Origin of the sequence: Pandoraea commovens (genome assembly GCF_024704525.1) — a bacterium.
Lineage (GTDB): Bacteria > Pseudomonadota > Gammaproteobacteria > Burkholderiales > Burkholderiaceae > Pandoraea > Pandoraea commovens.
In genome coordinates this window covers 4,463,219-4,490,169 of record NZ_CP102780.1, presented here as the reverse complement: position 1 = coordinate 4,490,169, position 26,951 = coordinate 4,463,219, and the positions used below count along the sequence as shown (strand labels likewise).

18 protein-coding genes, 3 tRNA genes, 3 rRNA genes and 1 pseudogene are annotated in these 26,951 nt (G+C 60.9%); 8 read left to right on the top strand and 17 right to left on the bottom strand.

What is annotated here, in order from left to right; all coding sequences use genetic code 11:
- Nucleotides 1-104: 104 nt before the first annotated feature.
- A complete protein-coding gene (locus NTU39_RS20215) occupies nucleotides 105-1,073 on the top strand; it encodes a bifunctional helix-turn-helix transcriptional regulator/GNAT family N-acetyltransferase (RefSeq protein ID WP_150664233.1) in 969 nt (322 codons plus the stop codon).
- Nucleotides 1,074-1,118: 45 nt separating this feature from the next.
- Here the strand turns inward: NTU39_RS20215 and NTU39_RS20210 are convergent, their stop codons facing one another.
- The 3 genes from NTU39_RS20210 to NTU39_RS20200 all read right to left on the bottom strand — a co-directional run bounded on the left by NTU39_RS20210 (nucleotide 1,119) and on the right by NTU39_RS20200 (nucleotide 3,031).
- A complete protein-coding gene (locus tag NTU39_RS20210) occupies nucleotides 1,119-1,931 on the bottom strand; it encodes a class I SAM-dependent methyltransferase (protein WP_257958412.1) in 813 nt (270 codons plus the stop codon).
- A gap of 169 nt (nucleotides 1,932-2,100) precedes the next feature.
- A tRNA-Met gene (locus NTU39_RS20205) sits at nucleotides 2,101-2,177 on the bottom strand.
- A gap of 125 nt (nucleotides 2,178-2,302) precedes the next feature.
- A complete protein-coding gene (locus NTU39_RS20200) occupies nucleotides 2,303-3,031 on the bottom strand; it encodes a transporter (protein ID WP_150664231.1) in 729 nt (242 codons plus the stop codon).
- A 365-nt stretch (nucleotides 3,032-3,396) separates the two neighbouring features.
- Here NTU39_RS20200 and NTU39_RS20195 point away from each other — a divergent pair, with 365 nt between their 5' ends.
- A complete protein-coding gene (locus NTU39_RS20195; RefSeq protein WP_150664230.1) occupies nucleotides 3,397-3,855 on the top strand; it encodes a metal-dependent hydrolase in 459 nt (152 codons plus the stop codon).
- A gap of 90 nt (nucleotides 3,856-3,945) precedes the next feature.
- On the opposite strand, the gene NTU39_RS20190 is transcribed toward NTU39_RS20195, so the two are convergent.
- A complete protein-coding gene (locus NTU39_RS20190) occupies nucleotides 3,946-4,956 on the bottom strand; it encodes a serine/threonine protein kinase (protein ID WP_257958411.1) in 1,011 nt (336 codons plus the stop codon).
- A gap of 601 nt (nucleotides 4,957-5,557) precedes the next feature.
- Here NTU39_RS20190 and NTU39_RS20185 point away from each other — a divergent pair.
- From NTU39_RS20185 to rrf, 5 genes are all read left to right on the top strand, one after another.
- Nucleotides 5,558-7,090, top strand: a 16S ribosomal RNA gene (locus NTU39_RS20185).
- 64 nt (nucleotides 7,091-7,154) lie between these two features.
- Nucleotides 7,155-7,231: transfer RNA gene (locus NTU39_RS20180), tRNA-Ile, on the top strand.
- Nucleotides 7,232-7,283: 52 nt separating this feature from the next.
- Nucleotides 7,284-7,359 (top strand) — tRNA-Ala (locus NTU39_RS20175).
- 298 nt (nucleotides 7,360-7,657) lie between these two features.
- Nucleotides 7,658-10,535 (top strand): 23S ribosomal RNA (locus NTU39_RS20170).
- A gap of 132 nt (nucleotides 10,536-10,667) precedes the next feature.
- Nucleotides 10,668-10,780: ribosomal RNA gene (gene rrf, locus NTU39_RS20165) — 5S ribosomal RNA — on the top strand.
- Together the 16S, 23S and 5S rRNA genes with 2 tRNA genes alongside form the textbook arrangement of a ribosomal RNA operon.
- Before the next feature lie 187 nt (nucleotides 10,781-10,967).
- Here rrf and aac(6') read toward each other — a convergent pair.
- From aac(6') to NTU39_RS20100, 12 genes and pseudogenes are all read right to left on the bottom strand, one after another.
- Nucleotides 10,968-11,435 carry an aminoglycoside 6'-N-acetyltransferase gene (aac(6'), locus tag NTU39_RS20160; protein ID WP_257958409.1) on the bottom strand — a complete coding sequence of 156 codons (468 nt, stop codon included), beginning with the start codon at nucleotides 11,433-11,435 and terminating at the stop codon, nucleotides 10,968-10,970.
- 130 nt (nucleotides 11,436-11,565) lie between these two features.
- Entirely contained in the window at nucleotides 11,566-12,165 is a 600-nt protein-coding gene (locus NTU39_RS20155) for a peroxidase-related enzyme (RefSeq protein ID WP_257958408.1), read from the bottom strand.
- Nucleotides 12,162-14,158: pseudogene (locus tag NTU39_RS20145) on the bottom strand (acyl-CoA thioester hydrolase/BAAT C-terminal domain-containing protein). The gene NTU39_RS20155 and the pseudogene NTU39_RS20145 overlap by 4 nt, the downstream one beginning before the upstream one ends.
- Nucleotides 14,159-14,172: 14 nt before the next feature.
- A complete protein-coding gene (locus NTU39_RS20140; RefSeq protein WP_257958406.1) occupies nucleotides 14,173-15,750 on the bottom strand; it encodes an ABC transporter substrate-binding protein in 1,578 nt (525 codons plus the stop codon).
- A gap of 69 nt (nucleotides 15,751-15,819) precedes the next feature.
- On the bottom strand, nucleotides 15,820-16,818 hold the full coding sequence (locus tag NTU39_RS20135) for an ABC transporter ATP-binding protein (RefSeq protein WP_257960114.1): 999 nt from the start codon (nucleotides 16,816-16,818) through the stop codon (nucleotides 15,820-15,822).
- A 68-nt stretch (nucleotides 16,819-16,886) separates the two neighbouring features.
- Nucleotides 16,887-17,897, bottom strand: coding sequence for an ABC transporter ATP-binding protein (locus NTU39_RS20130; protein ID WP_246184703.1), 1,011 nt, complete (start codon nucleotides 17,895-17,897; stop codon nucleotides 16,887-16,889).
- 8 nt (nucleotides 17,898-17,905) lie between these two features.
- Entirely contained in the window at nucleotides 17,906-18,850 is a 945-nt protein-coding gene (locus NTU39_RS20125; protein WP_150665893.1) for an ABC transporter permease, read from the bottom strand.
- Complete coding sequence (locus NTU39_RS20120) at nucleotides 18,850-19,824, bottom strand: ABC transporter permease (RefSeq protein WP_039396445.1); 975 nt, start codon at nucleotides 19,822-19,824, stop codon at nucleotides 18,850-18,852. Before NTU39_RS20120 ends, NTU39_RS20125 begins: the two co-directional genes overlap by 1 nt.
- Nucleotides 19,821-21,329, bottom strand: a complete 1,509-nt coding sequence (locus tag NTU39_RS20115) for a flavin-containing monooxygenase (protein WP_257958404.1) — start codon at nucleotides 21,327-21,329, stop codon at nucleotides 19,821-19,823. The genes NTU39_RS20120 and NTU39_RS20115 overlap by 4 nt, the downstream gene beginning before the upstream one ends.
- Entirely contained in the window at nucleotides 21,326-22,306 is a 981-nt protein-coding gene (locus NTU39_RS20110) for a LysR family transcriptional regulator (RefSeq protein WP_257958402.1), read from the bottom strand. Before NTU39_RS20110 ends, NTU39_RS20115 begins: the two co-directional genes overlap by 4 nt.
- Before the next feature lie 382 nt (nucleotides 22,307-22,688).
- A complete protein-coding gene (locus tag NTU39_RS20105) occupies nucleotides 22,689-24,314 on the bottom strand; it encodes an exonuclease domain-containing protein (protein ID WP_257958401.1) in 1,626 nt (541 codons plus the stop codon).
- Nucleotides 24,315-24,351: 37 nt separating this feature from the next.
- Nucleotides 24,352-24,831 carry a DUF2471 family protein gene (locus NTU39_RS20100; RefSeq protein WP_257958400.1) on the bottom strand — a complete coding sequence of 160 codons (480 nt, stop codon included), beginning with the start codon at nucleotides 24,829-24,831 and terminating at the stop codon, nucleotides 24,352-24,354.
- Nucleotides 24,832-25,000: 169 nt separating this feature from the next.
- On the opposite strand from NTU39_RS20100, the gene NTU39_RS20095 reads away from it, so the two are divergent.
- The gene (locus NTU39_RS20095) at nucleotides 25,001-25,705 is read left to right on the top strand and encodes a glutathione S-transferase C-terminal domain-containing protein (RefSeq protein WP_257958399.1); all 705 of its coding nucleotides are present in this window, start codon (nucleotides 25,001-25,003) and stop codon (nucleotides 25,703-25,705) included.
- Nucleotides 25,706-25,751: 46 nt separating this feature from the next.
- Here NTU39_RS20095 and NTU39_RS20090 read toward each other — a convergent pair whose 3' ends face one another.
- Nucleotides 25,752-26,930 (bottom strand): GGDEF domain-containing protein, encoded by a 1,179-nt coding sequence (locus tag NTU39_RS20090; protein ID WP_150665898.1) that lies wholly within the window; start codon nucleotides 26,928-26,930, stop codon nucleotides 25,752-25,754.
- Nucleotides 26,931-26,951: the final 21 nt, after the last annotated feature.

Genomic DNA, 26,951 nt, shown 5'->3' with positions numbered 1-26,951 from the left:
CGACCTTGCACAAGTTGCGAATCGCAACTATATTGGTTGCGTGACGCAACTTCTATGCGTCTCCGTCACGTCTGACGTCATTCGCCACTTGTGTGAGATGCCCTATGGACCTCGTCGATCTGCCCGGTAAGCCCCGCGAAGCGGAGATTCTTGAACTCCGCGATTTCTCTCGGAAACTGGTGCGTGAGCTTGGGTTCATGCGAACCACACTGGCCGACAGTGACCTCGCGCCTTCGGCCGTCCACGCCATCATCGAAATCGGCGCGACGCCCGGCATCAGCGCCAAGGACCTTGGCAATATTCTGCGCCTCGACAAATCGAACACGAGTCGGCAAGTGGCGAAGCTGGAGGCCAGCGGCCTCGTGCGGCGCGCGACAGCCAACGACGACGCGCGAACCTCCGAGCTCTCGCTGACCGAGGCCGGGCAGAAGCTGCGGCGCAAGATCGACCGCTTCGCGACGGATCAGGTGTCAAGTGCGTTGCGACGCATCGTGCCCGCAGATCAGGAGGCGCTGGTCCGCTCACTCGCGTTATATGCGGATGCGCTTGCCCAGGACAATTCGGCAAAACGGGTGGACGAGGCTGGGATCGATGCGCAGATTGCGGAGGGATATCAGCCCGGATGCATCGGCGATATCGCGAGCCTGCACGCTCGCTACTACGCAGAGCACTGGGGCTTCGGCGCTTACTTCGAGAAGAAAGTGGCGACGGGGCTGGCGGAGTTTGCCGGGGCGTTGCCTGCGGAGGGCAAGGCGCTATGGTTGTACGTCGAGAACGGACGCACGCTGGCCTCGCTCGCCATCGATGGAAATCTGGAGACGGGGGTCGCGCATTTGCGTTGGTTCATCGTGGACGACGTGCTGCGTGGCTCGGGGGTTGGACGGCGTCTCATGTCGGCGGCCATGGCGTATGTCGACGCGCGTTTCAATGAAACCTATCTGTGGACGTTCAAAGGGCTCGACGCGGCTCGTCATCTGTACGAATCGTTCGGTTTTCGTCTCGCCGAGGAAGCGGAAGGCGAGCAATGGGGAAGCCGCGTTGTAGAGCAACGGTTTGTTCGGCTGCGCGATTGATGGGCGCACGCGTGGGGCATGAGGCGTGCTCATACCTCATGCGGGCTATCCCGTCGCCACGATGACGTGCGCCTGAATCTTCCCACTGACGCGTCCGGCGCCATGACGCGCGGCAATGACCTTCGTTGCGAGGTCGGTCGCCATCGGAAGAGCCGAGGCATTTCGGGCTTCTATTTCGTTACGGAGCGGCGTGCCGTGGCAGTAGGCGGTGGCGGCGTCGCGGGCGGAAGCCGCGTGGCTGGTCTTGGCGTGCGTCTCGATCGAGATGTCAGTGAATCCGGCGCGTGTCAGATCGTCACGGATACGGTTGACGTCGTAATAGCCGTGCGGAGTACGCACGAGAAAACGCGGCGGGTCGTCGGAAAAAAGTGTGGCGAGTGCGTCGGTGACTTCGTTGGCGAAATCATTTTCCTCGATGCGATCCCAGACGCTGAAGACAAAACGCCCGCCCGGCTTTAGCACCCGTCGGGCTTGCGCATATCCCTGCGTGCGGTCGGGGAAAAACATCGCACCGAACTGGCAGACGACGACATCGAACGAGGCGGGATCGAACGGCAGGGCGAGCGCGTCGGCCTGACGCCATTCGAGCCGGTTATCGACAGGTTGCCGATTTGCGGCGTAGTCGAGCATCGGGCGGTTCAAATCGGTGACGATGTAGTGTGCATGGGCGTCGAGCTTCGGCGCGAGGGCGCGTGTCACTGCGCCGCTGCCCGCCGCCGTCTCAAGGACGGTTGCGGGATGTGACGCTGCGACAAGCGTGGCCGTGTCTGTCGCGTAGGCGTGGAAGATCAGTGGCACCATCAACGTGTCGTAGCACTGTGCGATGGTGCCGGAGAATCGCTTGTCATGGTCGGGCATGATGCGCTCCGCATGAAAACGTTGGCGATGGTGCCGTTTTCATTTTAGGCGGGCGACACGCGAATGGTAGGTTCGATCACCGATCGGGAGAGTCGTCGGCGGACGCCTGAAAATCGACGTCAGAATGACAACAGCTCGTTGATCTTGTGATCAACGAGCTTTTCGTATTTGGTTGCGGGGACAGGATTTGAACCTGTGACCTTCGGGTTATGAGCCCGACGAGCTGCCAGACTGCTCCACCCCGCGTCTGAGAAGAAGAATAATACGGGTATTCTGTGCATTGTGTCAAGCATTTGTGACATTAAATTTAAGGCGCTCCCGAATTTCATGCGCGAGGTGTGCGTTTTTTAAGCATCCCGCGCATTCGCCGCTCACCACCGAATCGTGACGCCCGCCTGTACGGAATGGCTCAGGGATGCGGGGTTCAGGCCGCGCTTGTAGCCAACGTCCAGATCGAGATCCTTCGTCGGGCTGTAGACGACGCCGACCAGTGCGTAGGCCGGTTTGGTCGATGTCGTGCTATCGGGATTGGTGGCCAGTCCGATGTCGCCGACGAGTCGGACCTCCTCCGTCACGCTGAAGAGCACGGCCGTCGACGCATTCCACAAGCTCGTGCGATTGCCCAGGCCGTTGTTGTTCCACGTGTAGCCGACGTTCGCGAGGAACGTCCAGCGATCGAGGTTGTACTGCATCAACAGATTCGCCCCGGTCGTCGCGCGGCCGTTGCCCAGGCCGCGGTCCTGACTGGCCGTCGGGAGTGTGATGAAAGGCTTGAAGCCGAGACTCCACTGTTCCCCTTCGAGGAAGCGCCATTTGGCTTGCAACTGGAGATCGGTGAAGCCGCTGGTCCAACCGTCGCCGTCGGGGTGCGTGCGCTGATAGGGGGCTTGAATGGCGACGTCGAGATTTGGCAGGACACCGTAGGTCAGCGTGTTGGTCCACTGCTGTTGACGCGAGGTCGGCTGCGTCAGCCATTCGCTGTTGAGTTCGAGCTGCCAGTTGCCCGTGTCTTGCGTACCGGTGTCGTCCGTGACGAGCGGGTTCGTCGCGTGTGCGGCCAGCGGCGCGAGTGTCGCGGCGAGGATCAGAAACTTCTTCATCGAAAACTCCGGCGGGGACCTGTTCTCTGTGTGCGGCGTCGTCTTGCTGTGAATCTGCGGCGGATTTGCGGTGAATCCGTCTGTCGATTTGCCGGACGCGCAATCGATTGTGTAATCGGTCGGCGGGATCGTACGGGCCGCATATGACACCGTCAATCGGATTGCAGTGAAAAAACGGCGAACGTGTCGTATTTGCCGATGTTTCCGGTTTGGGATGGCGAAGGCCTTGCGTGTTGGTTTTCGGTGTGGTGACGAACGGCGCAATCGTGAAAGTCACAGGCCGTGCGCGGTGGTAGACTTCGGCCCCTTTTCAGGCGCGGAATCGCATGCGATTTCGCGGGCCGTTACCTGTTCACTCGCCCTTTATGCAAGCCAGAAGTCATCTCATTTTCGGTGTCGCTGCCACGTGGCTGATGCATCGCACCGGTTGGGCTGCCAGCGTTCATGCGTGGCCGCTTACGCTCGTCGGCGCGTTGCTGCCCGACATCGATCATCCAAAGAGTATGTTGGGGCGTCGCATTGCCCCGGTGTCACTGGTGATCTCCGGGGTGTTCGGACATCGCGGCATGACGCACTCGCTTTTGCTGCCCGCGCTCGCCATCGCTGCATGTATTTATGGGTGGGGGCATGTGCCGCCGTGGATGCTCGCGTTATGTGCGGGATATCTCTCGCATCTGCTGGCCGACTGGTTGACGCCCTCCGGTGTGCCGCTCTGTTGGCCGCTTCGAACGCGCTTTCGGTCGCCACTCTATGTGACGACGGGGTCGAGTGCGGAGTGGTGCGTCGTGGCGGCGCTGGCGTTCGCGATGTGGCGGTGGTGGTAGTGCGCCCGGCGGCACGCGTTCGACGACGTCGTACGTCGGGCGTGGGTGCCGGGCGGCGTAGGTTGAGTGGTTCGACTCACCGAGCGACGGTTAGCGCCAGGTCAGCGGCGGTTCATCCATCAATGCGACTTGTTCGCGAAGCTCGAGGATTCGGTCCTGCCAATAACGTTGCGTGTTGAACCACGGAAATGCTGCGGGAAACGCGGGGTCGTCCCAGCGTCGGGCGAGCCAGGCGCTGTAGTGCAGCAGGCGCAACGTTCGCAAGGCTTCCGTCAGATGCAGTTCGCGGGGATTGAAGTCGGCGAAGTCTTCGTAGCCAGAGAGGACTTCGTCCAACTGACCGGTCATCTCCGCGCGCGTGCCGGAGAGCAGCATCCAGAGGTCCTGCATCGCCGGGGCCATGCAGGTGTCGTCGAAGTCGACGAAGTGCGGGCCCGTATCCGTCCACAGGACATTGCCGCCGTGGCAGTCGCCGTGCACCCGTAGCAGTTTGACGTCTCCCGCTCGCTCATAAGCGCGGGCGACGCTATCGAGCGCCAGGTCTACGATGGTGCGCCAGGCGTCGCGCAAGTCGGACGGGATGAAGTCGTTCGTCCACAAATAGTCGACGGGGGCGCGGCCGTAGGTGTCGATGTCCAGCGTGAGGCGGTGTTGGTACGGCTGCGTTGCGCCTTGGGCGTGGATGCGTCCGAGAAAGCGGCCGAGCCAGTTGAGCGTGTCAGGATCCTGAAGCTCAGGGGCGCGGCCGCCGCGTCGCGGAAAGAGGGCGAAGCGGAAACCGTCGAAGTGGTGCAGGGTCGCGCCGTGAATCTCAAGCGGGGCGACGACCGGGATTTCTTGATGCGCGAGCGTCAGGGTGAAGGCGTGCTCTTCGAGGATGGCGTCGTCGGTCCAGCGCTGCGGACGGTAGAACTTCGCGATCAGCGGCGGACCGTCTTCCATTCCCACCTGGTAGACGCGGTTCTCGTAGCTGTTGAGGGCGAGCAGACGCCCATCGCTATAACTCCCAAGTTGTTCCACGGCGGTAATGACCGTGTCGGGGAGCAGAGCGGCGAACGGGTGCTGGGGCGCGTCGGCGCCATGGGGGAGATCGGTGTTCATGCGCGCTATTGTGCCCAAAGGTGAGGGCGCGCGTGAGGGGGTGTCGAGTCGTCCCTATATATAGAGCGATGACGTATGCGATGCGCGACAGGCCGAGGAAAACGCGCCTTCGTAAAAATAGTTTCACAAAGGACTTGCGCTCGTTCGTGAACGTCATTAATATTCCGTCTCTCGCAACGACAGCGACGCAGCGAAAGCAGCGACGAGGTTGAAGCGACGGGCTGGAAAGCCCGGTGGTTAGTGGTTTTGGAGCTTGTGAGTCGCTACGGCGACGAACGAAGAAAGCGAAAAAAACTGTTGACGACGACGAGAAGCTGCGACATAATCTCACTTCTCTGCTGCTGATGCAGCGACGCAGAAAACGAAGCGACGGCGCGGTAATTAAGCGACGAAGTTAAGTCAGATGCGATTGATCTTTAAAAATTAAACAACCGATAAGTGTGGGCACTCGATGAATGGTGCGTCTGCTTCGGCAGATAAGCTTTAAATTTATTGAGGCTCACATAGTAATAGGTAAGTTAAGTAATTAACTTGTCAGCATACTTTGAGAGCGACCGGTTCTAGTGATTTATCACGAAAAACCGAAAACAGTAACAGGTTTAAACTGAAGAGTTTGATCCTGGCTCAGATTGAACGCTGGCGGCATGCCTTACACATGCAAGTCGAACGGCAGCACGGGTGCTTGCACCTGGTGGCGAGTGGCGAACGGGTGAGTAATATATCGGAACGTACCTTGTAGTGGGGGATAGCTCGGCGAAAGCCGGATTAATACCGCATACGCTCTGAGGAGGAAAGCGGGGGACCTTCGGGCCTCGCGCTACAAGAGCGGCCGATATCAGATTAGCTAGTTGGTGGGGTAAAAGCTTACCAAGGCGACGATCTGTAGCTGGTCTGAGAGGACGACCAGCCACACTGGGACTGAGACACGGCCCAGACTCCTACGGGAGGCAGCAGTGGGGAATTTTGGACAATGGGCGAAAGCCTGATCCAGCAATGCCGCGTGTGTGAAGAAGGCCTTCGGGTTGTAAAGCACTTTTGTCCGGAAAGAAATCCTCTGGGTTAATACCTCGGGGGGATGACGGTACCGGAAGAATAAGCACCGGCTAACTACGTGCCAGCAGCCGCGGTAATACGTAGGGTGCAAGCGTTAATCGGAATTACTGGGCGTAAAGCGTGCGCAGGCGGTTTTGTAAGACGGATGTGAAATCCCCGGGCTCAACCTGGGAACTGCATTCGTGACTGCAAGGCTAGAGTATGGCAGAGGGGGGTAGAATTCCACGTGTAGCAGTGAAATGCGTAGAGATGTGGAGGAATACCGATGGCGAAGGCAGCCCCCTGGGCCAATACTGACGCTCATGCACGAAAGCGTGGGGAGCAAACAGGATTAGATACCCTGGTAGTCCACGCCCTAAACGATGTCAACTAGTTGTTGGGGATTCATTTCCTTAGTAACGTAGCTAACGCGTGAAGTTGACCGCCTGGGGAGTACGGTCGCAAGATTAAAACTCAAAGGAATTGACGGGGACCCGCACAAGCGGTGGATGATGTGGATTAATTCGATGCAACGCGAAAAACCTTACCTACCCTTGACATGTACGGAAGTCTGCTGAGAGGCGGATGTGCTCGAAAGAGAACCGTAACACAGGTGCTGCATGGCTGTCGTCAGCTCGTGTCGTGAGATGTTGGGTTAAGTCCCGCAACGAGCGCAACCCTTGTCCTTAGTTGCTACGCAAGAGCACTCTAAGGAGACTGCCGGTGACAAACCGGAGGAAGGTGGGGATGACGTCAAGTCCTCATGGCCCTTATGGGTAGGGCTTCACACGTCATACAATGGTCGGTACAGAGGGCTGCCAAACCGCGAGGTGGAGCTAACCCCAGAAAACCGATCGTAGTCCGGATCGCAGTCTGCAACTCGACTGCGTGAAGCTGGAATCGCTAGTAATCGCGGATCAGCATGTCGCGGTGAATACGTTCCCGGGTCTTGTACACACCGCCCGTCACACCATGGGAGTGGGTTTTGCCAGAAGTAGGTAGCCTAACCGTAAGGAGGGCGCTTACCACGGCAGGATTCATGACTGGGGTGAAGTCGTAACAAGGTAGCCGTAGGGGAACCTGCGGCTGGATCACCTCCTTTCTAGAGCATGCACTGGAAGTTGAGTGTTCACGCTTATCGGTTGTTGACTGCGTAGATCTAAGTCGGGTCTATAGCTCAGTTGGTTAGAGCACCGTCTTGATAAGGCGGGGGTCGATGGTTCGAGTCCATCTAGACCCACCAAGCTTTTTAACCACTGTTCGATAGACTCAAGTGGTGGTAAGTCGGCTTGATTGGGGGATTAGCTCAGCTGGGAGAGCACCTGCTTTGCAAGCAGGGGGTCGTCGGTTCGATCCCGTCATCCTCCACCAAAAACCTTAGATCACATCGATGTCAGTCAAAAGCGCTTTACGTCTGTAGTAAATCCCCTGTGATGAATTACAAGCAAAGTGAATGCTTTTGAATGACAGCAATGTCATGCAGTTTATGTTCTTTAACAATTTGGAAGAAGAAGTAGTACAACGGAAGCGCGTTAGAGATGGCGCGTGGAAATTGTACGGGTTGTGATTGTATCAACCAGTATTTAAGTGATCGAAAGATGACTTGGAATACGGCACAACGCTAATACTCAACCTATGAAGAATGTGTCGAAAGACGCACTCGTTATAGGGTCAAGCGAATAAGTGCATGTGGTGGATGCCTTGGCGATTACAGGCGATGAAGGACGCGATAGCCTGCGAAAAGTTGTGGGGAGCTGGCAAATAAGCATTGATCCACAAATGTCCGAATGGGGAAACCCGGCCTTTTAGGTCATCCTAGACTGAATACATAGGTCTAGCGAAGCGAACGCGGCGAACTGAAACATCTAAGTAGCTGCAGGAAAAGAAATCAACCGAGATTCCCAAAGTAGTGGCGAGCGAAATGGGACCAGCCTTCAAGATTTAGCACCGGTGTTATCAAAACGGAATGGAAAGTCCGGCCATAGTGGGTGATAGCCCCGTATGAGAAAACCCTGGTGTGGAACTAAGCTTGAGAAAAGTAGGGCGGGACACGTGAAATCCTGTCTGAAGATGGGGGGACCATCCTCCAAGGCTAAATACTCGTAATCGACCGATAGTGAACCAGTACCGTGAGGGAAAGGCGAAAAGAACCCCGGGAGGGGAGTGAAATAGATCCTGAAACCGCATGCATACAAACAGTCGGAGCCTCGTAAGGGGTGACGGCGTACCTTTTGTATAATGGGTCAGCGACTTACATTCAGTGGCAAGCTTAACCGAATAGGGAAGGCGTAGCGAAAGCGAGTCCGAATAGGGCGTTCAGTCGCTGGGTGTAGACCCGAAACCAAGTGATCTATCCATGGCCAGGTTGAAGGTGCGGTAACACGTACTGGAGGACCGAACCCACTAACGTTGAAAAGTTAGGGGATGAGCTGTGGATAGGGGTGAAAGGCTAAACAAACTTGGAAATAGCTGGTTCTCTCCGAAAACTATTTAGGTAGTGCCTCGTGTATCACCTTCGGGGGTAGAGCACTGTCATGGTTGAGGGGTCCATTGCGGATTACCTCGCCATAGCAAACTCCGAATACCGAAGAGTGCAATCACGGGAGACAGACATCGGGTGCTAACGTCCGGTGTCAAGAGGGAAACAACCCAGACCGCCAGCTAAGGTCCCTAAATATTGCTAAGTGGGAAACGAAGTGGGAAGGCTAAAACAGTCAGGAGGTTGGCTTAGAAGCAGCCACCCTTTAAAGAAAGCGTAATAGCTCACTGATCGAGTCGTCCTGCGCGGAAGATGTAACGGGGCTAAGCAATATACCGAAGCTGCGGATGCGAGCTTGCTCGCATGGTAGGAGAGCGTTCTGTAAGCCTGTGAAGGTGTCTTGTAAAGGATGCTGGAGGTATCAGAAGTGCGAATGCTGACATGAGTAGCGATAAAGGGGGTGAAAGGCCCCCTCGCCGTAAGCCCAAGGTTTCCTACGCAACGTTCATCGGCGTAGGGTGAGTCGGCCCCTAAGGCGAGGCAGAGATGCGTAGCTGATGGGAAGCAGGTTAATATTCCTGCACCGTCGTATGATGCGATGGGGGGACGGATCGCGGAAGGTTGTCCGGGTGTTGGAAGTCCCGGTCCCTGCAGTGGAGAAGGCGCTTAGGCAAATCCGGGCGCGTAATTCAAGGCTGTGGGGCGAGCGAACTTGTTCGCGAAGCAATTGGAAGTGGTTCCAAGAAAAGCCTCTAAGCTTCAGTCATACGAGACCGTACCGCAAACCGACACAGGTGGGCGAGATGAGTATTCTAAGGCGCTTGAGAGAACTCGGGAGAAGGAACTCGGCAAATTGGTACCGTAACTTCGGGATAAGGTACGCCCTTGTAGCTTAACTGGCCTGCGCCAGAAGGGTGAAGGGGTTGCAATAAACTGGTGGCTGCGACTGTTTAATAAAAACACAGCACTCTGCAAACACGAAAGTGGACGTATAGGGTGTGACGCCTGCCCGGTGCCGGAAGATTAAATGATGGGGTGCAAGCTCTTGATTGAAGTCCCGGTAAACGGCGGCCGTAACTATAACGGTCCTAAGGTAGCGAAATTCCTTGTCGGGTAAGTTCCGACCTGCACGAATGGCGTAACGATGGCCACACTGTCTCCTCCCGAGACTCAGCGAAGTTGAAGTGTTTGTGATGATGCAATCTACCCGCGGCTAGACGGAAAGACCCCATGAACCTTTACTGTAGCTTTGCATTGGACTTTGAACCGGTCTGTGTAGGATAGGTGGGAGGCTTTGAAGCAGGAACGCTAGTTTCTGTGGAGCCGTCCTTGAAATACCACCCTGGCTTGTTTGAGGTTCTAACCTAGGTCCGTAATCCGGATCGGGGACAGTGCATGGTAGGCAGTTTGACTGGGGCGGTCTCCTCCCAAAGTGTAACGGAGGAGTACGAAGGTACGCTAGGTACGGTCGGAAATCGTGCTGATAGTGCAATGGCAAAAGCGTGCTTAACTGCGAGACTGACAAGTCGAGCAGGTGCGAAAGCAGGTCATAGTGATCCGGTGGTTCTGTATGGAAGGGCCATCGCTCAACGGATAAAAGGTACTCTGGGGATAACAGGCTGATACCGCCCAAGAGTTCATATCGACGGCGGTGTTTGGCACCTCGATGTCGGCTCATCTCATCCTGGGGCTGTAGCCGGTCCCAAGGGTATGGCTGTTCGCCATTTAAAGAGGTACGTGAGCTGGGTTTAAAACGTCGTGAGACAGTTTGGTCCCTATCTGCCGTGGGCGTTGGAAGTTTGAAGGGGGCTGCTCCTAGTACGAGAGGACCGGAGTGGACGAACCTCTGGTGTACCGGTTGTCACGCCAGTGGCATCGCCGGGTAGCTATGTTCGGAAGAGATAACCGCTGAAAGCATCTAAGCGGGAAACTCGCCTTAAGATGAGACTTCCCTAGGAACTCGATTCCTTTGAAGGGTCGTTCAAGACCAGGACGTTGATAGGTCAGGTGTGGAAGCGCAGTAATGCGTTAAGCTAACTGATACTAATTGCCCGTAAGGCTTGATCCTATAACCAGTGTGTTTTTCCTGGTGTGAGTATCGCAATGTGCCGATACAACTCACAACCCACAATAGTTGTTGTACTACGCTTCTTCCGAATTGGTTTTGTTGACCTCAGGTCAGCAGAACATACAAGTTAAGCCTGATGACCATAGCGAGTTGGAACCACCCCTTCCCATCCCGAACAGGACCGTGAAACGACTCCACGCCGATGATAGTGCGGATACCCGTGTGAAAGTAGGTAATCGTCAGGCTCCCCTTAAAAACCCCTTGCTACAAACGTAGCAAGGGGTTTTTGCTTTGCGTTGACGTATTTCATTGGCTGCTCGTGCGCCGAATTCGACGGGGCGTCCACCTAAACCGCGCTGAGATAGTCGCGCAAGAGGACGAGGATAGCGGCCTATTCTCTATTAATAATCGACGCAGTTCCCCGTAAGTCGGTCAATTGGGTTGGCAACGTTTCTTGTAGACCACGACCCGTTCCATTTCTGTGAACCCGAGTGCTTGGTGGATCGTATGGGCGTCGGTATTGTTGATGTCCGCATCGGACGCGAACTCCGCACATCCGTGTGACAGGCCCCATTGCTCGGTCGATGCGCACAAGACTCTTGCCACATCCTTACGGCGTGCAGAAGGAACGACATAGATACCCTCAAGGAAAACGACAGGGGATGTGTCGCAACCATTGACGTAGTCGTGCCGTATCGATGCCTCGGCGAATCCGACGGCGTCTCCCGCCGCTGATTCGGCGATGAGCACTAGATGTCGTTCCGGCTGCGACAAAATGCCCTTCGTTTCCTGCTCATGCTCCTCAGCAGTCGCTTGAGGCCATAGCTTTTCCCTCAGCGAACGCCAAGACGTCACGTCTTCCGAGGCGATCCTTTTGATGATGAACTGTGTGCGTGCCATCGCTTAAGTACCCGTTGATACAAACGACTAAGCGTACACCCACGAGCGACACCCTTTCGCCCAAAACAAAACGGGCTACCCATTGGGCAGCGCGTTTTTTATTTCGACGAAGAACTAACGTACCAGCGTCTTAAACCGCCGCTCCCGTCTCCGGGAACACCGGTTCGCCCAAATTCAGCATCAGACGGTTGGCCCACGCGAAGATGGCGATGGAGTGGATCAGGTCGAGAATCTCGGCATCGGTCAGGCCGACGTCGCGCAATGCCTGCAATTGGGCCGGACGTACATCGCCAGGCGTCTCTGTCAGCGCGATCGAGAACTGCGCAATCGCCTTTTCGCGATCCGTCGTCCCCGCAGTGCGCGGTTCGTCGAACACTTCACGGATGACGTCGTTACGTTTCGCCAACTGCTCGAATCGCTGTGCATGCACCGATGCGCAATAGACGCATCCATTGATACGCGAGACGACCGTCGTTGACAGCTCGCGCTCAGCGCGCGGCATACCGCCCGGCGCGTACATGATGGCGTTAAACGCCGCAGAACGTTGACGAAGGATCTCGGGTTGATGCACGAGGAAGAGGTAATAATCCGACGTCTTAGCCTTCGGATGACTCTCTTCCAGCACGGCTACCTGCTCTGGCGTCGCCTTATCGAGTTCGACCACGTCGAGCCATGCGTCCCAGTCCAGCGACTCGTTGGTAAATCCATGCGAACGGATGATCTCGCTCATGCCGTCACCTCCTGCGGAGCCAGTTGTTTGAGTGCTTGCAGTCCTGCAACCAGACGCGTCTGATACGACAGGAACGCAATCAGCTGCGCCAGCGCAACGACGGCCGGTGTCGTCAATCCCGCCGCCGGCAGCTTGTGAAGGGCTTCCTTATCCCCCGCTACCGGGTTCTCGATCAGCGTACGTGTGAACGTCAGAATCGCACGCAGACGTGCTTCCGCCACATCATCCGGCGATCCCGACTCTGCGGCCTTCAACTGCGCCGCATCGACATCATGCTTGCTCAACTCGGCGCGATAGTGTGCCGCGAGCGCAGGCGAGGGCGTCAAGCGGCTCGCGTACAGTCCGACGAGCAAGCGCTCCACGAGCGAGATGCCTTCGAGCGCCGGATCGAACAGCCCGTCGTAGCTACCCTGCGTGGCGACGGCCACCTTGTCGCGCGCATGACGCAGCGTATGCGTAGCCGTCCCCTGTGTCAGACCCGCGACGCGGTCGACGAGATCGTTAGCGATGTCGTATTGAGTGTTGACGGTCATGATTGTCCTTGTGAATGAGCGCGCTCGGCCACAGCCTGCGCGAGGAACGCTTGCACCGCGGCCCACGAACGCTCGTCGGCGATCGCATTGGCGTCCGGCTCGCCACCGCCGGTGCTGATCTTGCCTGAGACGGGATGGGCGTACACGAGCTGCGTGGTCGGTACGAACGGGAACACGATGGCGTGCCCCGCCCGGTCGAAATCGAGATGCTTGACGACATGCGGATGCGCATGCGCTGCGAGCCGCTCCGTCACCATCCGCGAATAGAGACTCGACGGCCACGAGCCATCGTCCTCTGCCGACAGCAACATCACCGGTCCGAGAATCTTCTCGACGGGGATGCGCGCCCGCTCGACGGCATCCGCATCGTCAAGCGCGGTCAGCATGGCCCTGGCGTGACGATGGGGTGGCGGGCCTTCGTCGAAGGGCGCCCACGACGCCGTCCGGTTGTTTTCCCAGATGTGCGGCAACGGCTTGCCGTCGAGCAGCCAGGTCGGACCTTCGCGACCGATGGCCGGATCGCAAGCGTTCTGCGCACTGTGGATCAGTGCGCTCGGCACATAACCGATAACAGCCGAAACCGCTTCGGGGAACGTCGCACCGAGCAATAGCACCAGCTCGCCACCCCGCGATTGCCCCGAGAGGGCGACGAAGTCATGGGCCGGGCGCACCGTCCGGCGCAACCAGTCCATACCCTGCTTGAAGTATTCGAGCGGCGTATTGGAGATGTAGTCGGGCAGCCCCGGTCCCTTGAAGTAACCGAGGGCGAATGCCGCATAACCATGCGACGCATACAACGCAGCGCGCGGCTCGTTGATCCCGCCACCGGACCCGTTGAGGATCATGACGGCAGGATGCGGCCCATCACCCGGCGGCAGATACAGCGTGCCGACGAGTCCGTCCTCGCGCACATCGCGTCGCGTCACGCCTTCGGCGGCGAGCCGTTGCGTGAACGATACCGACGAGTGCCGTGAGGTTTGCGCCTGCGCGGATTGTGCGTCGGCAGTGGAGGCAGCCGATGCCGGGGGAGATCCGTCCGCATGTTGCGCTGCCTCGCCCGAGGCCGACGTCGCGTGCGTAGAGCCCATCGACGCCGCGCCATCGACGTCGACTTCCTGCGCAACCACCGTCGTCACCAGCGGTGCGATGACAGGTTGCGGAAAGACGTCGCGACTCTTGCCGTCTTCCGGCACTTGCGACCAGACTAGGCCCATCGCGGACACGCCCTGATAGCTGCCGCTGACGGGGGCATTGCGCGATACGTCGACCGTGCCGTCGGCATCGGCCACGAACGTTGCCTGCGCATGCCACACCACGCCGCCCGCCCGCGCGGTGCGGGCGGTAAGCGTGACCTGAGCGCCGGGCGTCGCGCCGCGCACCACCAGGTGACGCGGCACGTCGATCAGCGCGTCAGCGGGCGTCGCCGTCAGCATGAGAGATGAGGTCATCGATGACGTCATAACGCGTCGACGCCTTACTTCGCGGCCTTGGTCACTTGCATCGCGACGGTGCGATCGCTCGTGAACGGCGTGACCTTCAGGCCCTTACGGGCAGCCCAGATGTTCTGGTAGTGGTACAGCGGGATCGTGCCGACGTCGTCCGTCTCGACCTTCACCGACTGACGCAGGATCGCTTCACGCTTGCCTTCGTCGAACTCGGCCGTCGAGGCGTCGAGCGCCTTGTCGATGGCCGGATTGCTGTAGTGACCCCAGTTCGAAGCGCCCAGACCCTTCTTTGCGTCGACCGTCGCCAGCACGTTCACGAGCGCGTAGCTCGCTTCGCCCGTGCCGTTACCCCATGCCAGCATCGTCATGGCGTACTCGTTCTTGTTCGCACGGCTCGAATACACGGCCCAGGGCACCACTTCCACTTGCGTCTTCACGCCGATACGCGTCCAGAACTGCGCCACGGCCTGCGCCGTCTCCGGCCCTTGCGGGTAGCGGTCGTTCGGCACGTGCATGGTCAGCTTGAATCCCTCCGGGAAACCCGCTTCGGCCAGCAGCTTCTTGGCTTGCGCGGCATCGAACGGAATGTCCTTCACGTCCGGGTTGTAGCCGAAGGTGTCCTTCGGCATCCACTGGTTGGCCACGCTGGCCGTGCCTTGCATGATGCGCGAGACGATCGCTTCGCGGCTGATGGCGAGCGACAGCGCGCGACGCACACGCACATCGAGCAACGGGTTCTTCGCGAGCGGCTTGCCAGCGTTATCGGTGATGTACTGGTTGGTACCTTCACGGAACGACGGTTGCAGCAGCATTACGCGCAGACCCGGATACGGGTACACCGTCACGTTCGGCGCTTTCTTCAGGCGCGGAATGTCCGACGCCGAGACCTTGTCTATCACGTCGACGTCACCGGCCAGCAGTGCGGCAGTACGTGCCGCACCATTGTTGATGTAGCGATAGTCGACCTTCTCCCACTCCGACTTACCGGCCCAGTAGTTGTCGTTGCGCACCATCTCCACGCGGTCGCCCGGCGTGTACGAGACGTATTTGAACGGGCCGGCGCCGACCATGGCGCGTCCTGCGTTGTAGTCGTCGGTGTTCGACTTCTCGCCCACGTGCTTGCTGACGATGTGCACCGACGCGAGATTGAGCGGCAGGTCCGGGTTCGGGATCTTGGTCTTGACGACCAGCGTGAGCGGGTCCGGTGCGCTCATCGTGTCGATGGTGCGCAGGTAGCCCGCGAAGGTCGCCACGCTGCCCGGCACGTTACGGGCGCGTTGGTACGAGTAGATGACGTCGGCGGCCGTGAACGGCTGACCGTCGTGCCACTTCACGTTCGGACGCAGCTTGAACTCCCACGTCTTCGAGTCGAGCGCTTTCCACGACACGGCGAGGCCCGGCTGGAGCTTGTTCCACTTGTTCTCGACGAGCAGATCCCAGAAATGCAGATCCACCGAGCGGTCACCCGCGTGGTTGTTCAACTGCGGGTCGAGCGACGAGAGCGGGTCGGCAAAGGCGATACGCAGCGTCGAATTGCTTTGCGCGGAGGCCGCTGCGCTCGTCACGAGCAGGGCAGCCGCCAGAGAGGACAACAAGAAGCGTTTCATTATCAATCGATCCTGGTCGTTGGTGATTCGTTAAAGAGAGCTTTCGGTGATCTGTCGGTGATCTGCGGGTCAGTTGTCGTTCAGATGACACGCACTGACGTGATTGATGGCCACCCCGCGCAGCGTCGGCACTTCCGTGCGGCAACGCGGCATGGCGTGCGGACATCGCGGATGAAAGTGACAGCCGCTCGGCGGCGCAATCGGGCTCGGGATTTCGCCGCGAATCGCGGAGAACGTCTTGTGGCGCACATCGATGCGCGGAATCTCGGCGAGCAGCGCCTGCGTGTACGGATGGTTCGGGCGGCGGAAGACTTCTTCGACCGGCGCGCTCTCGACGATGCGTCCGAGGTACATGATCACCACGCGATCCGAGAGATGCTCAACCACGCCGAGGTCATGGCTGATGAACACGTACGTAAGACGCAGTTGCTCGCGCAGGTCCATGAACAGATTCAGAATCTGCGCCTGAATCGAGACGTCGAGCGCGGCGACTGCTTCGTCGCACACGAGCAGATCGGGATTCACCGCCAACGCACGGGCGATGCCGATACGCTGACGCTGTCCGCCGCTGAACTGGTGTGGATAACGATGACGCAGCGCAGGATCGAGACCGGCGCGTTGCAGCTGCGCGCTCACGTAATCGTCGAACCCGGCGCGATCCGTCAGCCCATGCACGAGCGCGCCTTCGCCGACGATGCGGTCGATGCGCAGTCGCGGGTTCAGGCTCGCGTACGGATCCTGAAAGATCATCTGAATCTTCAGACGCGCATCGCGTTGCTCGTCCGCCGACAATGCTTCGGCGGGCCGTCCGTGAATCTTCACTTCGCCCGAAGACGGCTTGAGCAAGCCCGCGAGCATGCGTCCGAGCGTGGATTTGCCGCAGCCCGACTCGCCCACGAGGCCGACCACTTCACCGGGCTTGACGATGAGATCGACGTTATCGACCGCACGCACGACGGCAGGCGGATGCGCGAGACCGGCGCGCTCCAGCAGGCGTCCGGCAGGGCCGACGTGACGCTCACCGAAACGCTTGCTTACTCCGCGCAGCGCCACGATAGGCGCAGGCAGGGTGGCGCTGGGACTGACCGATTTGCCGAAACCGGCGGTGGCCGGCTGACTTTGCGGCAGCGGCGTGTTCATACCATCTCCTTTTGCAGCGCAGCGCCCGGGTGGAAGCAACGCACGAGGCGACCCGGCGACGTCTGCGTCATCTCGGGACGCTCGCCACAGACCGCCGTGGCGTAGGCGCAGCGCGACGCGAAGGCGCATCCCGCTGGCATGTTCATCAGGTTCGGCGTCATGCCGGGGATCTGCCGCAGACGCTGACCACGCTTGTTCAGACTCGGCAAGCTGCCGATGAGGCCTGCGGTGTACGGGTGTTGAGGTGCGTCGAGGACCGCGTCGACCGCGCCCTGTTCGACGATGCGTCCCGCGTACATCACGGCGAGCGTATCGGCCAGACCTGCTACGACCGACAGATCGTGTGTAATCCAGATGAGAGCGGTGCCGTTCTGACGCGCCAGCTTCTGCACTTCGGAGAGGATCTGCGCCTGAATCGTGACGTCGAGCGCCGTGGTCGGTTCGTCCGCAATGATCAGATCCGGACGGTGCAGCATGGCGATGGCAATCGCCACACGTTGGCGCATGCCGCCCGAGAGTTGATGCGGATACGCGCGCAGACGCTCGTCCGGGCTGGGAATGCCCATCATGCCGAGCGTGTCGCGTGCGAGATCGCGCGCCTGCGATTTAGACATCTTCTGATGCGCGCGCACCGCCTCGATCATCTGCACGTCGACGCGCAGCACGGGGTTGAGCGTCATCATCGGGTCCTGAAAGATCATCGCGATGCGATTGCCTTGCAGGTGACGCAATTCGGCGGCCGACATCTTCGTGAGGTCACGCCCCTGGAATAGCACTTCGCCGCCGACGATGCGGCCCGGTGCATCGACCAGTCCCATGATCGAGAAGCCGGTCACCGACTTGCCCGAGCCGGACTCGCCGACGAGCCCCATGATGTGACCCGGCGGCAGCGAGAACGAGACGTCGTCCACGGCGGGAAGCGTACCGGCGCGCGTGATGAATTGCGTGCGCAGGTTGCGCACTTCCAGCGTGAGCGGTGCGCTGGTGGACGAGGGGGAGGAAGTCACTGCGCCGCTCATTTCTGCAACCTTGGATTGAACACGTCGCGCAGGCGGTCGCCCACGAGATTGATGGCGACGACGGTGATCAGCAACGCCAGCCCCGGATACAAGCTGATCCAGTAGTCGCCGGAGAGCATCGTCTGATAGCCGTTGGCGATGAGCAGGCCGAGCGACGGCTCCGTCACCGGCACACCGAGTCCGAGGAACGACAGCGTGGCTTCGAGCGTGATGGCGCGCGCGACTTGCAACGAGCCGACGACGATCAGCGGCGGCAGGCAGTTCGGCAGGATGTGCCCGAGCACGATGCGCCAGTTCGGAATCGCCTGGCAACGCGCGGCTTCGACATACTCGCGACGTGACTCGACCAACGCCTGCCCGCGCGCAGTTCGCGCGAAGTAGGCCCATTCGAGGACGACGAGTGTGAGCACCACATTACCGATGCCCTTGCCCACGTACGCGAGGATCATCAGTGCGACGAGAATCGACGGGAACGACAGCAGCAGGTCGACCAGACGCATGATGAACGCGTCCACGCGACCGCCTGCATAGGCGGCGACCAGACCGAGGATCGTGCCGAGAATCCCGGCGACGAGTGCCGAGCCGATGCCTACGCCCAGGCTGATACGCAGCCCGTAGATGATGCCGGAGAGCAGGTCGCGTCCCTGACCGTCGGTGCCGAGCCAGTAGGTGTAGTGCGCGTCGACATTTTCCGAGCCCGGCGGCAGACGGTTGTCCAGCACGTTGAGCTGCCCCAGATCATACGGATTCTGCGGGGAGATCCACGGGGCGGTCAGCGCGGCGACGATCAGTACCACAAGCACGACGAGACCGAGCACAGCGCTCTTTGAGCGCAGCAGCTCGCGCAGCCCTTGCTGCCAAGGCGATTCGCGACGCACCGGCACCGGTTCGACTGTGAGCGCTGGCGTTGGCGCGTTATTGGGGGATGGGGTCAGCGACATCAGGCAGCGGCCTCCACGCGCACACGCGGATCGAGCCACTTGTAGAGCACGTCCACGATCAGGTTGAGCGATACGAACAGGCACACCACGACGATGAGATACGCCACGATCACAGGGCGGTCGAGCGCGTTGATGCTGTCGAGAATGAGCTTGCCCGCGCCGGGCCATGCGAACACGCTTTCCGTCACGACGGCGAAGGCGATGGTCGAACCGAATTCGAGACCCAGCACCGTCACCAGCGGAATCAGCGTATTACGCAGCACGTGCACGAGCACGACACGCAGCGGCGACAAGCCCTTGGCACGCGCGAATTTCACGTAGTCCTGCGGCAGCACTTCGGACACGCCGGCGCGCGTCAGACGCAACACCAGCGAAATCTTGAACAGCGCCAGATTGAGCGCAGGCAGGATCAGGTGACGAAGCCCGTCGACGGTGAGGAACGACCATTCCACGCCGAACAGGCGCGCCGTCTCGCCGCGACCGCTCGCAGGCAACACGCCCAGATGCACGGAGAAGAACATGATGAGCATCAGGCCGACCCAGAACGTCGGCAGCGAGAAGCCCACGATGCTGCCCGTCATCAGCAGTTTCGAGATCGGGTTGCGCGGGTAGAGACCGGCGAACAGGCCCAGCGGAATGCCGATGAACACCGCGAGGATGAGGGCGGCGAACGCGAGTTCGAGCGTTGCGGGCAGGCGTTGCAGAATCAGTTGGATAGCCGGGACGTTGTAGACGTAGCTATTGCCCAACTCGCCGTGCAGCGCACCGGCGATGAACGACAGGTACTGACGCCACAACGGCTGGTCGAGGCCGAGCTGCGCGATGATGCGGGCGCGGTCGATCTGGTCGACGTCCTGACCGATCAGGATGTCGATCGGATTGCCGATTGCGTGCAGACCGACGAACACGATCAGCGTCATCAGCCACACCACTAACACCGCTTGCAATACGCGGCGCAGAATCCATGCGGTCATGATGCGAGACGCTCCTTGTCGGCAGGCGCGGTAGCCGTATCAATCACTGCCGCCGGCGGCGGCGCAGGCGTCCATTCGTCGCCGTAGACTTCGGGCTCCTCATACGCCTCCATGTTGGCGTAGTGGTGCTCGACGTCCTCGCGATAGAACGTGCCCGCCAGTCCTTGTGCGAGACGCTTCGCGCCTTCGCTCACGGCCGGGATGTCGCCTGACAGCGCGCCGTGCGAGAGCGTCGCCGGTGCGCAGAAACAATGGATGCGCTCCAGACCCGGGCACGTGCCCGGCGTCTTCTCCTGAAACTCGAACGTCGGGCCGAGGTCCGGTGAATCCGACAGTTCGACGTCTTCATCACCCGCTGCGGGCGTGTAGCGGTCGCTCCACTTGCGCACGAACTTCGAGAAGGCGGCGAACTCGGGGCGACTGTCGATATCGATGCGGAACCCTGTAGCGAAGACGAGGAAGTCAAGCACGAACGTGCCCTTGGCCGTGCGTACGTGCAGTTCGTCGCCCACCGGGGTGACGTCGAGAATCGGTGCACCGAGGTTGAAGCGTGCGTTGTCGTGACGCGAGACGCGCAAGGTGCTGCCGCGCGGCGGCGGCACCTGCTGCACGTTGACGTAGTGACGGATGCGCCACTTCCAGTCGTCCGGCAGATTGACGTGTCCGTGCGTGAGGCCGGGATTGCCTGCGCCCTTGCCCTTGTTGACGCGCGGAATGTCCGCACGGCGAATCAGCATGTCGACGCTGGCGGCACCCGCTTCGAGCGCGGTGGCGGCGCTGTCCATGGCCGAGGCCCCGGCACCGATCACGCCGACGCGCTTGCCGCGCAACGCTGCGTAATCCATCACGTCGGACGAATGCGCGTAGAAGCGGCGCGGCAATTCGCGTGCGAACGCGGGGACGGTCGGGCCACCGAGGCCATCGCGTCCCGTGGCGAGCACCACGTGACGCGCGTAGACCTTGCGATCGCCTTCGGGTGACGTCACCGACAGCTCGACCAGACCGTCTTCACCACGCGGCGTGATGGCGGTAATGCGATGGTCGTTACGCACGTCGATGGCGAGTACGTCGCGGTACCAGCGCAGATAGTCCATCCATTGCAGACGCGGGATTTTGTCGAGAGCGTCCCAGGCGTCGATGCCGAACTGCGCTTCGAACCATGCGCGGAAGGTGAGCGCGGGCAAGCCGAGCGCCGGGCCGGTGAGCTGCTTGGGCGAGCGCAGGGTTTCCATGCGCGCGGTCGTGGCCCACGGACCTTCGAAGCCGCGCGGCGACTGATCGAAGATCACTGCGCCCACGCCGAGGTGCGTGAGCGATGTCGCGGCCGCCAGTCCGGCCATGCCGCCGCCGATGATGGCGACGTCGAGTACGGGCTGACTGTTGTACGAGCGCTCGGGTACCCAGCGTTTGGCAGGCAATTCGAGCCAGGCAAGATCCTGACGCAGACGCGCTTCGAGCGCGGACAGGCCGGTGGCGGAGGTCGGGGTGGTCGTGGACAGGGTCATGACGACTGAGCTTCCTTGGGAGCGGGCAAGTCGCCGTAGAGCGACTGCAAGACTTGAGCGTGTTCGGTGGCGGCGCGTTGTACGAAATCGGGCAACAGCGCACGGGCGGCGTCGGCCAGCGCATCGACGAGGGCGAGGGCGGCGGGGGACGGCGCACGGGCGTCGCGCGTGATGACGCCAAAGAAGAACGGGATGTCGGCGTCGATGGGGCGCACAGCGACGTCGGCCAGCGGCAGACCGTAGGCCGTCACCGGTTCGAGAACGGCCACGCCAAGGCCAGCGCGCACGGCGGTCATCGCATTGATCGACGCGTTCGTCTCAATGAGACCGGCCGGTGCGACACCCGCTTGTGAGAACGCCTGATCGAGGCGACGGCGCAGACGATACGGATTCTGCATGGTGATGATGCGACGCCCGGCGCACTCGGCCAGCGGAAGACGGTCATGACGGGCCAGCGGGTCGTCGCTGCGCACGGCTGCCACGCAGGCCGATTCGCCGATCCAGTGCACGACGATGCCGCGATGCTCCAGCGGCAGGCTGGTCACGCCGATATCGGCTGCACCGGTCAGCACGGCATGTACGACCTGCTCGGGCGACGTGCTGCGCATCTGAATCTGCTGGGCGTCGTGGGCGAGGCCGGGCAGCGCGAGCGCGGCGGGCAACAGCCCGGCGGCCAGCGCCGAGGTGGCGGCCACGTGCAACGGACGGGTCTGGCCGCGCGCGATCTCGTCGGCGCGGGCGCGAATCTGCTGCAAACCGGCGAGTACGTGCTCGACGTCTTCAAACAGGAGAAAGCCTTGTTCCGTGGGCGTGACGCGGGGGCCGCTGCGCGTGAACAGGGCGTAGCCGATCTCGGCTTCGAGCTCCTGAATCATGCGGGTGATGGCAGGCTGCGAGCGCCCGAGCAGACGCCCGGCTGCAGTGATGCTGCCGGTCGACATGACTGCCGCAAAGGCTTCGAGTTGGCGTAATTCCATCTGGCTCGGTGTGGGGACGAGAACGGGGCGCGTACCCCTACGCGCCCCATCTCCGGTCATCGACGACGCCAGGGCTGTCGATACCGCAACCTGTTGTATTCGGATTGCGTATTCTTCGACCTGCAGCATGCGTCTTGCAAATACTTAATATTTATATGCTCATGACCCGAAGTGGAAAGGAGGGTTTTGCCTAGGTGACGCAAGGGGGAAAAGAAATTGAGTGGGCCGGAAGGCCCTGGGAAGCGTCTCGCCGGGTGAGACGACAGCGTGTCGCTTCAGGCGATTGGGCATGCAGAACGTGGGGTTTTTCGTCTCATGGCCTAAGACGAGAGGTGCGTCGGACTTCCGGCGAGGATGCCGCGTATGCGACGCGTGGGGGGAGCTACCGGACGTCGAACGGCAGCCGAAGCTGGTCGGGATCTTCAGGACGCGGCTGACGGCGACGCAAAAGCGCCACACTTCGCGGTTTCTGGGGCGCGGCGTCGGGTTGCTCGACGTGGCTAAGACGAAACGCAGGTCGGGTGAGGTGCAGCACCGTCAATGCGGCGGGGGCCGTGGATTCTGCATCCCGTGAGGCAGCGAGACGTCGACCCAGCAAGCGGTAGATGTCGGGGTCGAAGCCGGTCGCGGCAGGCATGTTGTCGACCAGCGCGTCCAATGCATCGCGCGACGCAACGCTGCCCAGATACTGCCACCGGTCGATGACGTGATACTCGACGTTGTTGTCGCCATGCTCTTCGATGGCGATAGGGCCGTCGTAGGGCCACGTTTCGAGTCGCAGCGTCGCGAGAGCTTCGCGTGTGCGCGCTGTGTGGTCTGACAGCGGCGCGTCGCCCACGCACACGCCGTCGCAACGTTTGACCTGATAGCCGAAGCAAGGACGCCCCTTCGCGACCTTCTCCAACCCCAGTTGTGCGCAGCACAGACGATGTTCGTCGGCCAGCGCACGCAATGCGCTCTCTGCACCGTTGCGCGACGAGAACGTGCCGTACAGCGATTCGGCACCGGAAAAGTCCACCGTCTTTGCGCTCACGAGCTGCGGTGTGTCGCTTTCCTGCGTCAACTGCCAACTGTAAAGACTTGCGGAGCGGCGCAGCATCCGGTTGTGCACCGGTTGCAACTGTTTGACCAACTGCGATTCAAGCAACAGCGCACCGAGTTCTCCGACCGTGCGCCGCACTTCGACGCGCCGGATTTCCTGCGAGATGCGCAGATCCTTGGCGACCTGATGATCGCTGGAGAAGTGCGAACGCACGCGCGCACGGACGTCTACGCTCTTGCCGACGTATAACAGCGTGTCGCCTTCGCCATAGAAGAGATAGACGCCAGGACTGGCGGGCAGCGCGTCGATGGCTTCGTCCGGCAATTGCGGCGGCTGGCTCGACCGCTTCGTCACGCGTTGCACCGCTTGTCCGATCAGGTCGGGCGTATAGAGCGTGTGGAGTTTTTGCCAGAACTGCCAGAGCAGGTCGGCGTCGGCCAGAGCGCGGTGACGGCCTTGCGGTGCGAGGCCGAAGCGCGCGATCAGCGCGTCTAGCCCGTGCCGTGCGGCCGACGGAAACAGCAAGCGCGACAGACGCACCGTACACAGGACATCCGCCTGAAAACCGATACCTGCGCGGCGGAATTCGTTCTTGAGAAAGCCGTAATCGAAGCGGGCGTTGTGGGCGACGAACAGCTTGCCGTGCAGACGCTCGGCAAGCCCTTGCGCGAGCGTGTCGAACGAGGGCTGCCCGCGCACCATCTCGTTGGTGATGCCCGTCAGCTTCTGAATGAAGGGCGGGATCGGCTCGGCAGGATCGAGTAGCGTGCTCCACTGTTCGATGCCGTGGGGGCCGACTTCGACCACGCCGATTTCGGTGATGCGATCCTCAAGCGCATTGCCCCCGGTCGTCTCCAGATCGACGAAGACCATCGGTGCGGGCAGCGAACGGGCGAGCGCGTCCGGATCGATCCCTTCAGGCGGGATGAACACGGCATTGGCGTCTTCGACCACGTTCTCGAACACTTGCAGGACCTCGTTTCCGGTGCGTGCTATTCGCCGCTCAGGCCGGACACGCCGAACCACCGGCGGGGGCCGTGGACATCAGCGCCGACGCACCGGCCATGAACGACGAGGTATCAGCCTCGTCTGCCGCCGGTTCGTCGTCCGCGAGCGCGGTGAATGTGGCTACGATGGCGCGAAAGACGGCAGGCGCCGGGGCGTCAGGCCATTGCAGATCGACGGCCGCGTCGAGCGACGGCAACTCGCCATCGCGGCGCAGTGCTTCGTCGCCGGGCAGACGCAGCAGGCGTGCCAGCACCCACGGCTCGTGACGTGCCTGAAGTCCGATATCCGCTTCCGCTTCGTCGGCAATCGCGACCAGCGTACGCCAGTCGAGCGATATTGTGTCGATGTGGATGTCCCCAGGCACGACGGCCGTCAGACGTTGCTGCGCATAGCGCGCGGCGATCTCGCGGACGATGCCCACAAGGTCGCGTTCGGCGGCGCTCAGCGCCAGTTGATCCCAGTCGATGGTTTCCATGAGATGTTCCTCGATTGGAGGACATCATACTGTATAAAATCACAGTGTGCACAGCACGTATCCGGAGGGTGAACGCAGTGAAGACAGTGAGGGCTGGGGACAGGCTCGTCGCGGCGGTTCCGTCGTGTAATACTCTGCGCCATTCTTCTCGCACAGGAGCACGCCTCCGATGTTGACTCTGTACACCTTCGGCCCGGCATTCGGGCTGCCCGATGCAAGTCCGTTCGTCGTCAAGGCGGAGATGCTGCTCAAGCTCGCCGGGGTGCCGTACCGCACCGACCGTGGTGGCTTTCGGCGCGCGCCGAAGGGCAAGTTGCCCTATATCGAGGACGACGGCGAGATCATCGCGGACTCGACGCTGATCCGGTTGCACATCGAGCAGAAGTACGGGTTCGACTTCGACGCGAGTCTGACGCCCGAGCAGCGAGGTGCGGCGTGGATGTTCGAGAAGGCGCTCGAGGATCACTTCTACTGGTATGTCGTGCAGGCACGCTGGTGCGACGACGAGAACTTCGCCATCGGACCGGCGTCGTTCTTCCGTTCGATTCCGTGGCCGGTGCGTCCTGTCGCGCAGGCGGTGATCCGTCGCAAGATCCGCAACACGCTACATGGGCAGGGCACCGGGCGTTACAAGCCTGAGGAAGCGAGCCGGATATTGGCGCGGGGTTCGCAGGCGGCCGCGCAGATGCTGGGCGACAAGCCCTATTTCTTCGGCGACAAACCGTGTGGTGCCGACGCCACCGCGTTCGCCTTTATCTCAGGCGCGATGTCGCCGGCGTTCCGTATGCCGTTGCGCGATGAGATCGAGCACCATCCGAATCTGACGGCCTACGTCGCGCGTATGCGTGGTGAGTTTTTCCCTGAGCTTGCCTGAGCGGCACCTGAATGGGGCGGGGGCTGCATCGACGGACCCCGCGCCGTCAGCCCGCTTCGGACGCCGTCTCGTCGCTCGGCAGCACGTCGGATAGCACGAGATTGCGCCCGGAAATTTTCGCGGCGTAAAGCGCCCGGTCGGCGCGCATGCACAGGGCTTCGAGGCTTTCGCGTTCGAGCCAAGTCGCCACGCCGCCGCTCAGCGTGTAATGGCAGACCCCGAAGGGGCCCGCCACCAGATGACGGCTCGCCTGCGTGCGAAGCCGCTCCGCAATACGAATCGCTCCCGGTGTGTCGGTGCCAGGCAAGAGCACCGCGAACTCCTCGCCGCCGAGCCGTCCGAAGACGTCGCCCTCGCGCAGACTGTCGCGCACCAGCTTCACGAACTCGCGCAACACCGTGTCGCCACCCGCATGGCCGTGGGTGTCGTTGATCGACTTGAAGTGATCCAGATCGATGACGACGATGGACAGCGGCCAGCCGCGCGCCACCGCCCGCACCATCTCCTGACGCGCGAGCAGATCGAAGTGCTTGCGTGAGAGCGCGCCCGTCAGATAGTCGCGGTTGGCGGCTTCTTCGGCCGTGGCGAGCATCGCATCGTGAATCATCAGCACGGCGCCCATCGTCATCGCGGGCATCACGATGGTGCCGATGGTCAGCATGATGGTGTTGAACAGCGTCGGCGCGAACACGTCCGGACCGGGCGCGGGCGTCCATCCGAAGATCGCGCCCCGCACGATGTGTGCCACGGCAAACGCGGCTGCCATAGCGGCCGTCAGCCAGTAGTTATAACGATGACGGCGCGGTGGCACGTGACGCAGGATCATCACCGACACGGCAAGCAGCCAGATCGCGTGATACGCCGAGACGATCACCACGCGTAGCTGCGGATTGTCGATACCGTAGTAGAAGAAGAGGATTGCCGCCGCGAGTATGCCGAGCGAGGCTCCCAGCGCGTGCCAGTGCGGCCGCTGGCCGAGAAAGCGCGCGCATCCGGCGAAGTAGAGCAGCAAGCCGCCCGCCAGCGTCAGGTTCGCGACGGGGATCGACAGGAAATCGGGAACGACGCCGCGCAGTGCAAACAGCGGTAGCGCGACGAGAACGGCGACATTGGCGAGCGACCATTCCCGAACACCGGCCACGCGCGAGCGTAGCAGGGAACCCACGATCAGCAACATCATGAAGCTGAGCAGTGAGGTGATCGCGAGCAGGGACGTCGTCAACATGGCAATGGCCAATGCGTGGGG